The sequence below is a fragment of the Martelella sp. genome (genome assembly GCF_984369615.1).
In genome coordinates this window covers 1-10,741 of sequence record NZ_CFHTCS010000134.1, presented here as the reverse complement: position 1 = coordinate 10,741, position 10,741 = coordinate 1, and the positions used below count along the sequence as shown (strand labels likewise).

Sequence of the window (10,741 nt, the reverse complement as noted above, 5' to 3'; positions counted from 1 at the left end):
CTGCGCCATCGCGGCCCTGATGGCGGATGCCCGCCGCAACGGCCGGTTCCCGGCGCTCTGAGCAGCGACGAACCGACGACCCCCAAGCCGCCGCGGCGAAAGCCGCGGCGGCTTTTTCATGTCCGCGTCTTGCCATGCCGTCCCAAAGGCGTATAACCGCCGCCCTTCGCAAGACATTTCCATCGATCAAAAGGACGGCGTCATGGCCGCGCTCGGCTTGGACTTCGGCACGACCAATACCGTGATCGCGCTTCCCGCGGAAGGTGAAGGCGAAACCCGCTCGCTGACATTCGATAGCCTGGCGGGCACGACCGACACGATGCGGACCTGCCTCTCCTTCATGAAGGACCGCAAAGCCGCCGTCGGCGCGCCGCTTGTCACGGAAGCGGGCGCCGCGGCGATCCGCACGCTGATCGACCACCCCGGCGAATGCCGTTTCCTGCAGTCGATCAAGACCTATGCGGCAAGTCCGCTGTTTACGGAAACCGCCGTGCTTGGCCGCCGACACTCCTTTCCGGACCTGATGGCGGTGTTTCTGGAAAAACTGATGGTCTATGCGGGCGACGGCTGGCCGGGCGCCGTCAGCCGCGTGGTTGCCGGACGTCCGGTGCGCTTTGCCGGCATCGGCGCCGACGAGGCGCTTGCGCTCGAGCGCTACAATGACGCGCTCTCACGCTTCGGCTTTCCGGAAATCCGCTTCGTTCTGGAGCCGGTCGCCGCGGCCTGGTATTTCGCAAACCGGCTGAAGACGGACGCCAATGTTCTAGTCGCCGATTTCGGCGGCGGCACCACCGACTATTCGATCATCCGTTTTTCGAAAAACGCAGGCAGGCTTTCCGCCGAGCCGCTGTCGCATTCCGGCGTCGGCGTGGCCGGCGACATGTTCGACTACCGCATCATCGACAATGTGGTGAGCCCGATGCTCGGCAAGGGCACGACCTACAGGAGCTTCGGCAAAAACCTCGACGTGCCGTCGAACTATTACGCGAGCTTCGGCCGCTGGAGCCAGCTCTCGATCTTCAAGACCACGCGCGATTTCGCCGACCTGAAGAGCCTGGTGCGGGACGCAAGCGACCCGGACGCGCTCGAGCTCTTCATCGAGCTCATCGAGAACGACGAGGGCTATCCGCTCTATGAGGCGGTCTCGGCCGCCAAACGGGCGCTCTCGGAGAACGAGGAAGCGGAATTCTTCTTCGCGCCGCTCGGCCGCGACAGCCGCCGCATCGTGCGCCGGGCCGATTTCGAGGGTTGGATCTCGGGCGAGTTGCGGCAGATGGAGGACGCGCTCGACGAGGCGATCGCGGGGGCAGGCATCGCCGCAACCGAGATCGACAAGGTGTTCCTGACCGGCGGCTCCTCCTTCGTGCCGGCCGTCAGGACCATCTTCGAAAACCGCTTCGACAGATCCCGCATCGAAACCGGCGGCGAGCTCCTGTCCATCGCCCACGGCCTGGCGCTGATCGGCACGGAGGAGAATTTCCCGTGGGCGGCATGAGCGCCCGTTCGCCGCGCCTGCGCCCAACGAAAAACCCGGCGCAAAGTCCGGGTCTTTCCTGAAGCTCTTGTCCGTCCGCTCAGTTGGCGGGTTGCTGAACCTTGGCGCGCGCCTGTTCCTCGGCCATGCGCTTCTGGAACATCTGCGCGAAGTCGATCGGGTCGACCAGCAGCGGCGGATAGCCGCCATTGCGGGTGGCGTCCGCCACGATCTGGCGGGCAAAGGGGAAGAGCAGGCGCGGGCATTCGATGAACAGCATCGGCAGCACGTGTTCCTTGGGGAAGTTCGCCACCCGGAAGACGCCGCCATAGACCAGCTCGCACAGGAACAGCGTCTTGTCTTTGGCCTTGGCCTCGGCCTTCAGCGACAAGAGAACATCGTAATTGTCCTCGCCGAGCGGATTGGCGTTGACATTGACACTGATGTTGATGTTCGGCTGGCCTTCGCGCTTCTGCAGCGAAGCCGGGGCGCCGGGATTTTCGAAGGAAAGATCCTTGATGTACTGCGTCAGAATGCTGAGCGACGGGCTCTGCTTCTTCTCAGCGCCGTTTTCCTCTGCCATTTCGCGTCCTTTCGAGTGGTCAATTTGGATTGCCAGTTAGCATTTAGGGCGCAAGCGCACAACCCTTGGCCACCGCTGTAGCGCCCGCCACGCAAGGCCCGCGACCGAAAGCGCAGGGTTTTCGGCCGCCAGCAGCGGCGCGGCTGCGCAGCGATGCCCGCGCGCCTAGCGGTCCTTACCGTCTCGCTTGTCGTCGTCGGAGCGATCGTCGTCCAGCCTGTCGCGTTCCGCCCACGGGGAGTTCGGGTCGGAGGCGCCGGAGGAAAAGTCCTCTGCATCGAGGTCGACCACGGTCGGCCCTCGCCCGCCCGGCTTGCGCGGACCGCCGGGACCGCCCGGTCCGGGTCCGGCGCGGAAGAAGCCGGAGCCCTGCGAGACCACGACCATGTTCCTGCTGATCCGCCGCCAGACGAAATCCCTGAAGGGCGGGATGAAGAGCAGAAAACCGATGATGTCGGTGACGAAGCCGGGAATGAGCAGCAGGATGCCGGCAAGCACGATCATCGCGCCATGCACCATTTCGCGGCCCGGATCGCCGCCGTCGCGCACATCCGTCTGCAGCCGCTGCAGCACGGAGAAGCCCTGCACGCGCAGAAGGATCGCGCCGATCACGGCGGTCAGGACAATCAGGCCCAGCGTCGGAAACAGGCCGATGGCCCGCCCGACGATGATGAATCCGGCGATTTCCACGAAGGGGAAGAGAATGATGGCAATCAGAAGCGGCAAATCGGTTTCCTGTTCGGTCCGTCTTCGTTTATGATCATGACGAAATGAACGCCTTCCGACGAAGTGTTACATTTGAATCATGGCCCTGTGAAGTCTATATGGGGATTGGAAACAACAGGGAAAACGGCGGTTAGCACCAAAATGGGCACAAGCGATCTGATTACACTCTTCTTCCTGATTGCTGCGGTGGTGATTTTTTTCCAGCTCCGCAATGTTCTGGGCCGCCGCACCGGCAATGAGAAACCACGCTACGAGCAGAGCCCGGTTCGCTCGCGCACCGAAGCGGCGGAAGCTGCACGGCAGGACGGCAACGTGATCACGCTGCCCGGCGCGGAAAAGGACAACAAGACGGACCGGCTCGCCGCCGTCGACAAGATCGCGCCGGCGGGCACCGAGGCGAACAAGGGCCTGAAGGAAATTGTCGAGGCCGATCCGCAATTCGAGCCGACCGCCTTCATGAAGGGCGCGAACGCGGCCTATGAGATGATCGTCATGGCCTTTGCCGATGGCGATCGCCGCACGCTGAAGGGCCTCCTGTCGAAGGAGGTCTATGAGGGCTTCAACGCCGCCATCAGCGAGCGCGAGGCGAACGGCGAATCCGTCAAGGCGAGCTTTGTCGGCATCGAGAAGGCCGAGATCACGGAAGCGGAGGTCGACAAGACCGAGGCCCGGATCACGCTCCGGATCGTCAGCCAGATGATTTCCGCGACCTATGGCAAGGACGGCGAGATCGTCGATGGCGATGCCGAGCAGATTGCCGAAATCCGGGATCTGTGGACCTTCGCGCGCGACACGCGGGCGCGCGATCCGAACTGGAAGCTGATCGCCACCGCGTCCGAATAGGCCGAGCATTGTCTGACGAGAGCGGCGTTTCGGCGCCGCTTCTTCTTGCCGGGAGTTTCTTTCAAGATGAGCCGCCGGAAGCTCTCCGCAGAAGAACGGGACTTGTGGATGAAGGTCGCGCGAACGGCCCGCCCGCTTCCCGGCAAGAAACTGGAAAAGCCCGCTTCCGGCCCGGAAAGTTTTTCCGACCTGATGAATGGCATAGCCGCCGAGGGCAAGAAGACCGACACGGGAAAGACCAGCGTCTCGCCGCTGGCGCTGCCGAAAAAGCCGGAAGGGGAGAAGCCCCGCAGGCACCATCCGCTGGAGCGGCCGGTCAAGCGCAAGCTGGCGAGCGGGCGGCTTGCAATCGATGCCAGGATAGACCTGCACGGCCTGTTCCAGGACGAGGCGCATGCCCTGCTTCTGGCCTTCCTGCGCCGAGCACATGAGAGGGGACACCGCCATATCCTCGTTATCACCGGCAAGGGCGGGTCGATCGGCAGCGACGGGGCGCTGAAGCGGGCCGTGCCGATCTGGTTTTCGCTGCCGGATTTTCGGTCGCTGATCTCGTCCTACGAGACGGCGGCCCGTCAGCATGGCGGCGAGGGCGCGCTTTACGTGCGCCTTGCCCGAAGGAAGGGACACGACCATGACGCCGTTCGGAGAAGCCGTTCGTAAGCTGAGGGCAGAGCGCGGCGTTTCGCAGAAAGAGATGGCCGAAGCCATCGGCGTTTCGGCGGCCTATCTCTCCGCTCTTGAGCATGGCCGGCGCGGCAAGCCAAGTTTCGACTTTCTCCAGCGCGTGGCCGGCTATTTTCATATTATCTGGGACGATGCCGAGGCGTTGTTCGCCATCGCCGACCAGTCCGATCCGCGCGTCGTGATCGACACGGCAGGCCTCTCGGCCGCCCACACCGCCTTTGCCAACCGCCTGTCGCGCATCATCGGACAGCTCGACGAAGAAGCGATCGGCGAACTCGACGGCCTGCTCGACCGGAGACTTGGCCGCTGACGCCTCAAAAGTGACGATCTTCACGAAATTTGAGGGAGATCAAAGAAGTGCCGGCACGGTTTTACTACGGTGAAACTGCATTCGGGGCCTCGATACAGTTTCTGGCCAAGAGGTTCTCTGCATCCGGCCCTGCAAGACTTGTATGGGGCCTCGAATGCGAAGACGTTTCCCGCCGGTAAGCGCCTCCCGAACATTGCAAGCATTCCATGGAGAAGGTCATGGCCCCGACGGCCGCCCATTCCAATCGCGTCCGCAGCACTGCGGCCAATATTCCCTCGACCAACCAGATCATCCGCGAAAGCTATCTCTACCTTCACTGGAACGGCATCCTGACACAGGACAGGGCCGAGCACGAGATGGCCACCTTTGCCGATGCAGCGCTGATCGAGCCCAACGAACGCTGGACCCGGCGCAAGACGGGTTGAACGCGTCCCGATCGCGCAAACAGACCGATTCTCGCATTCCAGGCGGCGCTCGACCGGAGCGCCGCCTGTTTTTTTGGCATGACGGCAAGGCCGCTTGCCCAGGACGCCGCCCCCTCGTTGAAACGGTCTAGGTTTATCCCCAATTAGGCTATAAAAGGGGCCGCAGTGATTTGAGCGGAAACGGCTTTTCCCCTAAGCTCGGCGCTTGAAAAAGCAGTGATTCGGCGGCGTTTTGCGGGACCCGCCCGACCCCTGACACATTCGGAAAGACCTGTTGATGAGCGAAACTCCAGAAACAGCCGTCGGCCTTCCGGCCGAATACGGCGCCGATTCGATCAAGGTTCTCAAGGGCCTCGACGCCGTGCGCAAGCGCCCGGGCATGTATATCGGCGATACCGACGACGGTTCGGGTCTGCATCACATGGTCTATGAGGTGGTGGACAACGCCATCGACGAGGCGCTCGGCGGCTATGCCGACCTCGTCACCGTGACGCTGAACCCCGACGGCTCGGTGACCGTGACTGATAACGGACGCGGCATTCCGACGGATATTCATACCGGCGAAGGCATTTCGGCCGCCGAAGTGATCATGACCCAGCTGCATGCCGGCGGCAAGTTCGACCAGAATTCCTACAAGGTCTCCGGCGGCCTGCACGGCGTCGGCGTTTCGGTGGTCAATGCGCTCTCGGTCTGGCTGAAGCTGAAGATCAAGCGCAATGGCAGGTTGCACGAGATTTCCTTTACCCATGGCGTTGCCGACAAGCCGCTGGAAGTCATCGGCGATGCCGGCGGCGAGACCGGAACCGAACTGACCTTCATGCCCAGTTCCGACACCTTCACCATGGTCGATTTCGATTATGACACGCTGGAAAAGCGCCTGCACGAGCTCGCCTTCCTGAATTCCGGCGTGCGAATTCTCCTGACGGACAACCGCCATGCCGAGCCGGTTTCCAAGGAAATGCATTATGATGGCGGGCTTGCCGCCTTCGTCGCCTATCTCGACCGCTCGAAGAAGCCGCTGGTCTCCGAGCCGATTGCCATTTCCACCGAGAAGGACGGCATTACCGTCGAAGTGGCGATGTGGTGGAACGACAGCTACCACGAAAACGTGCTCTGCTTCACCAACAACATTCCCCAGCGCGACGGCGGTACGCATATGGCTGGCTTCCGGGGCGCGCTGACCCGGCAGATGGTCTCCTATGCCGACACATCGGGTATCCTGAAGCGCGAAAAGGTGACGCTGACGGGCGATGATTGCCGCGAAGGCCTCACCGCCGTGCTCTCGGTCAAGGTGCCGGATCCGAAGTTTTCCTCGCAGACCAAGGACAAGCTGGTCTCCTCCGAAGTCCGGCCGGTCGTCGAAAGCTGCGTCAACGAGGCGCTCGGCCAATGGCTGGAAGAGCACCCGAACGAGGCCCGCGTGCTCGTCACCAAGGTCGCCGAGGCCGCATCCGCCCGCGAGGCCGCCCGGCGCGCGCGCGAACTGACGCGCCGCAAGGGCGCGCTTGATATTGCCTCGCTGCCCGGCAAGCTTGCCGACTGCTCCAACCGCGATCCGTCGAAATCCGAACTGATCCTGGTGGAGGGCGATTCCGCCGGCGGTTCCGCCAAGCAGGGCCGCTCGCGCGAGACCCAGGCGATCCTCCCGTTGCGCGGCAAGATCCTGAACGTGGAGCGCGCGCGTTTCGACAAGATGCTGTCGAGCCAGGAAATCGGCACGATGATTACCGCGCTCGGCACGGGCATCGGCAAGGACGAGTACAATCCGGAAAAGCTGCGCTATCACAAGATCATCATCATGACCGATGCCGACGTCGACGGCGCGCATATCCGCACCCTGCTTCTGACCTTCTTCTTCCGGCAGATGCCTGAACTGATCGAGCGCGGCCATCTCTATATCGCCCAGCCGCCGCTCTACAAGGTGACGCGCGGGAAGTCGACGCAGTATCTGAAGAACGAACAGGCGCTCGAGGATTACCTGATCGACCAGGGGCTTGAGGACGCAGCGCTGCATCTCGCCTCCGGGGAAGTCCGCGCCGGCGCGGACCTGCGCCAGGTGATCGTCGACGCGATCCGCATGCGCAACCTGATGGAAGGCCTCCATTCGCGTTACGACCGCGCCGTCGTCGAGCAGGCGGCGATTGCCGGCGCGCTCAATGCCGAGCGGGTGACGGACCCGGCCGAGGCCGAGCGCCTTGCCGCCGATATCGCCGCCCGTCTCGACGTGATCGCCGAGGAAACCGAGCGCGGCTGGGAAGGCTTTGTGCGCGACGATGGCGGGCTGCGCTTCGAGCGCACTGTGCGCGGCGTCAAGGAAGTCGCCTCGCTCGACATGGGCCTGATCGGATCCACGGATGCGCGCTATATCGACCAGATGCAGAAGCGCCTGTTCGAGATCTACGACAAGCCGCCGCTCCTGAGCCGAAAGAATGGCGACCTGACCATTCACGGCCCGCGCGCCATGCTCGAAGCCGTCTTCGAGGCGGGTCGCCGGGGACTGACCACCCAGCGCTACAAGGGTCTTGGCGAGATGAATGCCGAGCAGCTCTGGGAAACGACGATGGACCCCAATGTCCGCTCGCTGCTGCAGGTCAAGGTTGCCGATGCCACAAGCGCCGACGGCCTGTTCTCGCGGCTGATGGGCGACGAGGTGGAACCCCGCCGCGACTTCATCCAGGACAACGCCCTTTCGGTGGCCAATCTGGATATCTGATCGGGGCAACCGTTTTATCGGGCGCAACCCATCGCTTCACTCTGCGTCATCCTCGGGCTTGACCCGAGGATCCAGGCGACATGTCGCAGGCCCTCGCGACGCCGGAGCAATGTGCGGATTACCGCCAGTCAATCTCCCCCCTTGAGGGGGAGATGTCGCGAAAGCGACAGAGGGGGGTAGCAGACCCCTCTTTCTCTTTGCCGACTTGCAGGTTTTTCACCCCTCTCTGCTCCTCTCGGGGCATCTCCCCTCAAGGGGGGAGATCGGTTTTCGGCAGAGCTTTCTCACAAGGCGAGCAGGGTTTTCTCACACGGCGGAGCGGCGGCCGCGTCACCCCTCAAGCGGCAGATACCCGACGTTTCCGCGTTCAGCCGCCGCCTCTGCAAGCTCGTACCCTGCATCCGCATAGCGGATGATCCCCAGCGACGTATCGTTGGTGAGCGCATGCTCCAGTCGCTCGGCGCCCTCGGCCGTGCCGTCGGCGATGATGGTGACGCCGGCGCTGGTCATGTAGCCGGCATAGCCGCCGCCGCCGGAATGGATGACGACGAGATCGGCCATCGAAGCGCACATGGTCATGGCGTTGATCAGCGGCCAGTCTGCAATCGCGTCGGACCCGTCCGTCATGTTCTCGGTCATGATGTTCGGATGGGCCATGGCGCCGGCATCGAGGTGATCGCGGGAGAAGGCGACGGGTCCCGCAAGTTCGCCCTTCGCCACCAGTTCGTTGACCGCGACCGCCAGCCGTGTGCGCTCGCCATGGCCGAGCCAGGCGATGCGGGCGGGAAGCCCCTCGAAAGGCACGCTTTCACGGGCGAGCCGGATCCAGTTGGTGACGATGAAATTGTCGGGAAACATCTCCAGCACAAGGTCGTCGATGCGGGCGATATCGCTTGCCTCGCCCGAAAGCGCCATCCAGCGGAACGGCCCGATGGCTTCGCAAAACAGCGGCCTGAGATAGGCCTCTGTGAAGATCGGAATATCGAAGGCGTTGGCCACGCCGCCCTCGCGCGCCTGGGTGCGGATCAGATTGCCGTTGTCGAATACCTCCGCGCCCTCTTGCTGGAATGTCAGCATGGCGCGCACATGATCGGCGATCGAGGCGCGGCTTGCGGCCATCAGCTGCGCCGGGCCCTCCTCGCGCAGGCGTTTCACGTCCGCCAGGCTCATGCCCTTCGGTACATAGCCATAAATGAGATCGTGGGCCGATGTCTGGTCGGTGACGATATCCGGCGTGATGCCGCGCCGGGCGATCTCGGGATAAATATCGGCGGCATTGCCGACGAGGCCGACGGAGACCGCCTTCTTCGCCGCCACCGCCGCGTCGATCATCTGCAGCGCGGCATCAAGGTCCGGCGCAATCTCGTCAAGGAAGCCGATTTCGTGGCGCTTCCTTGCCCGCTCGGCATCGATATCGACCACCAGGATGGCAGCGCCCGCCATGCGACCGGCAAGCGGCTGGGCGCCGCCCATGCCGCTGAGCCCCGCCGTCAGGATGAAACGGCCGGCCAGCGAACCGTCGAAGCGCTTTTCGGCAATCCGCATGAAGATTTCATAGGTGCCCTGGATGACGCCTTGCGAGCCGATATACTGCCAGGCGCCGGCCGTCAGCCCGCCCCAGCAGATCAGCCCCTTGCGCTCCAGTTCGTAGAACACATCCGCCTTCGCCCACTGGCCGACGATATTGCAGTTCGCCATGATGACGAGCGGCGCTCTCGCGTGGGTCTTCAACAGGCCGACCGGCTTGCCGGACTGGATGACGAGCGTCTGGTTCTCGTCCATTTCCAGCAGCGTTTTCACGATCATCGCATGGGACGGCCAGTTGCGCGCGGCCTTGCCGAGGGCGGCATAGACCACGAGATTGTCCGGATCCTCGCCGACGGAGAGCACGTTTTCCATCAACCTGAGCAGCGCTTCCTGCCGCCAACCCTTTGCACGGACTTCAGGCCCGCCGGGGATCGGAAAATTCGGATGGCGCGGATTGTCTTTCGGCATGGTTTCCTCCTCAGGCGAGCGCGTAATCGGCGATCGAGATGCCGAGCGCCTTTTCCACCACCGGATAGACGGCGGGATCTTTCACGCTGGACGACAGCGGAATGACCGTCTTCGGCACATGCAGGACAAAGATGGTCATGCCCTCTTGCAGCTGGCCGACGCTCAACGGCTCGCCCTCCGGCGAGAGCGTGGTGATGACATCGGGAAAGGTCGCGATCCGGCTGCCGCCGGCATCCTCGACCGCCATGTATTCGTTCATCACATGCAGCACCATCGCCCTGTCGCCCGAGCCGACGGTGACCGTGCCGACATCGAAGGCCTCATTGGTATAGACCACCGCCTTTTTCGTCACCTTGCCCTCGGTCAGGATCGCGCCTTTGGTGGTTTTAACAATCGCATCGATCACGGCCGATCCGCTTTTCTTCTCTGCCGCGATGATCGCCTCGCCGAGCGCCAGCGCCATGGAAATGCCGCCGAGCGCCGCATTCGCCTTCACATAGGATGCCCGCAGAGGATTGCGGCAGGAGGCGATGAAGCCGCCGGATTGATCGGCTGCGGTTCTGAGCACCGGCGAGATCTTCGCCGTCGCGCCTTTCACCACCAGTTCGATATAGCGGTTTTCGGCGCGGTTGCCGCCGACGGCGGTCTGGATCATCTGAGCGGGCGAGCTCGCCATGCCGATCGCGCCCATATCGCCGGTCGGATGCGCGCGGATATCGCCGACGGCGTCGACCACCTTGGTGCCGAGCACGGCGGACGGCAGCCAGCCGTTCAGCGTCGAGGATTTGCCGTTCTGGCCGACGATCAGGCCGGAGAGCTTTTCGCCCAATGCCTCCTGCAGGAGTTCTGCCGCCTTGATATAGTCGATGCCCTGCATTTCCCACGGCGTGGTGGAAGCCGGCGCGCCGATGGCGGCGGCGGTCGCCACCCAGTTCTCGTCGGCAAGCTCCTCCACCGCGGCCAGCACCAAGTGGCAGCCACTCGGCTC

10 protein-coding genes are annotated in these 10,741 nt (G+C 63.4%); 6 read left to right on the top strand and 4 right to left on the bottom strand.

The window, feature by feature from the left end; translation table 11 throughout:
• Positions 1-202 precede the first annotated feature (202 nt).
• Positions 203-1,495, top strand: a complete 1,293-nt coding sequence (locus AC5DC2_RS12225) for an Hsp70 family protein (protein WP_491698659.1) — start codon at positions 203-205, stop codon at positions 1,493-1,495.
• A 79-nt stretch (positions 1,496-1,574) separates the two neighbouring features.
• On the opposite strand, the gene secB is transcribed toward AC5DC2_RS12225, so the two are convergent.
• Together secB and AC5DC2_RS12215 are read right to left on the bottom strand one after the other, a co-directional pair.
• Entirely contained in the window at positions 1,575-2,057 is a 483-nt protein-coding gene (gene secB / locus AC5DC2_RS12220) for a protein-export chaperone SecB (RefSeq protein WP_024707599.1), read from the bottom strand.
• Positions 2,058-2,222: 165 nt separating this feature from the next.
• The gene (locus tag AC5DC2_RS12215; protein WP_024707600.1) at positions 2,223-2,783 is read right to left on the bottom strand and encodes an FxsA family protein; all 561 of its coding nucleotides are present in this window, start codon (positions 2,781-2,783) and stop codon (positions 2,223-2,225) included.
• Between the two features lie 141 nt (positions 2,784-2,924).
• Between AC5DC2_RS12215 and AC5DC2_RS12210 the strand changes: the two genes are divergently transcribed.
• The 5 genes from AC5DC2_RS12210 to gyrB all read left to right on the top strand — a co-directional run bounded on the left by AC5DC2_RS12210 (position 2,925) and on the right by gyrB (position 7,758).
• Entirely contained in the window at positions 2,925-3,626 is a 702-nt protein-coding gene (locus tag AC5DC2_RS12210; protein WP_024707601.1) for a Tim44/TimA family putative adaptor protein, read from the top strand.
• A 66-nt stretch (positions 3,627-3,692) separates the two neighbouring features.
• Positions 3,693-4,286 (top strand): Smr/MutS family protein, encoded by a 594-nt coding sequence (locus tag AC5DC2_RS12205; RefSeq protein WP_024707602.1) that lies wholly within the window; start codon positions 3,693-3,695, stop codon positions 4,284-4,286.
• On the top strand, positions 4,258-4,620 hold the full coding sequence (locus AC5DC2_RS12200; RefSeq protein ID WP_024707603.1) for a helix-turn-helix domain-containing protein: 363 nt from the start codon (positions 4,258-4,260) through the stop codon (positions 4,618-4,620). The genes AC5DC2_RS12205 and AC5DC2_RS12200 overlap by 29 nt, the downstream gene beginning before the upstream one ends.
• Positions 4,621-4,838: 218 nt before the next feature.
• On the top strand, positions 4,839-5,045 hold the full coding sequence (locus AC5DC2_RS12195) for a hypothetical protein (protein ID WP_152534502.1): 207 nt from the start codon (positions 4,839-4,841) through the stop codon (positions 5,043-5,045).
• Between the two features lie 277 nt (positions 5,046-5,322).
• Positions 5,323-7,758: a DNA topoisomerase (ATP-hydrolyzing) subunit B gene (gyrB, locus tag AC5DC2_RS12190; RefSeq protein WP_491698658.1), complete on the top strand. Its 2,436-nt coding sequence runs from the start codon at positions 5,323-5,325 to the stop codon at positions 7,756-7,758.
• A 330-nt stretch (positions 7,759-8,088) separates the two neighbouring features.
• Here gyrB and ertB read toward each other — a convergent pair whose 3' ends face one another.
• Both ertB and ertC read right to left on the bottom strand, forming a co-directional pair.
• Positions 8,089-9,753, bottom strand: a complete 1,665-nt coding sequence (ertB, locus tag AC5DC2_RS12185; RefSeq protein ID WP_491698657.1) for a thiourocanate hydratase — start codon at positions 9,751-9,753, stop codon at positions 8,089-8,091.
• Positions 9,754-9,763: 10 nt separating this feature from the next.
• The coding region (gene ertC, locus AC5DC2_RS12180; protein WP_491698656.1) for a thiohydantoin desulfurase at positions 9,764-10,741 on the bottom strand (978 nt) is incomplete at its 5' end.

Coding starts and splice junctions, on each gene's coding strand:
- AC5DC2_RS12205 (WP_024707602.1), top strand. CDS start 3,693: ATGAGCCGCCGGAAGCTCTCCGCAGAAGAACGGGACTTGTGGATGAAG.
- secB (WP_024707599.1), bottom strand. CDS start 2,057: ATGGCAGAGGAAAACGGCGCTGAGAAGAAGCAGAGCCCGTCGCTCAGC.
- AC5DC2_RS12225 (WP_491698659.1), top strand. CDS start 203: ATGGCCGCGCTCGGCTTGGACTTCGGCACGACCAATACCGTGATCGCG.
- AC5DC2_RS12200 (WP_024707603.1), top strand. CDS start 4,258: ATGACGCCGTTCGGAGAAGCCGTTCGTAAGCTGAGGGCAGAGCGCGGC.
- gyrB (WP_491698658.1), top strand. CDS start 5,323: ATGAGCGAAACTCCAGAAACAGCCGTCGGCCTTCCGGCCGAATACGGC.
- AC5DC2_RS12210 (WP_024707601.1), top strand. CDS start 2,925: ATGGGCACAAGCGATCTGATTACACTCTTCTTCCTGATTGCTGCGGTG.
- ertB (WP_491698657.1), bottom strand. CDS start 9,753: ATGCCGAAAGACAATCCGCGCCATCCGAATTTTCCGATCCCCGGCGGG.
- AC5DC2_RS12195 (WP_152534502.1), top strand. CDS start 4,839: ATGGCCCCGACGGCCGCCCATTCCAATCGCGTCCGCAGCACTGCGGCC.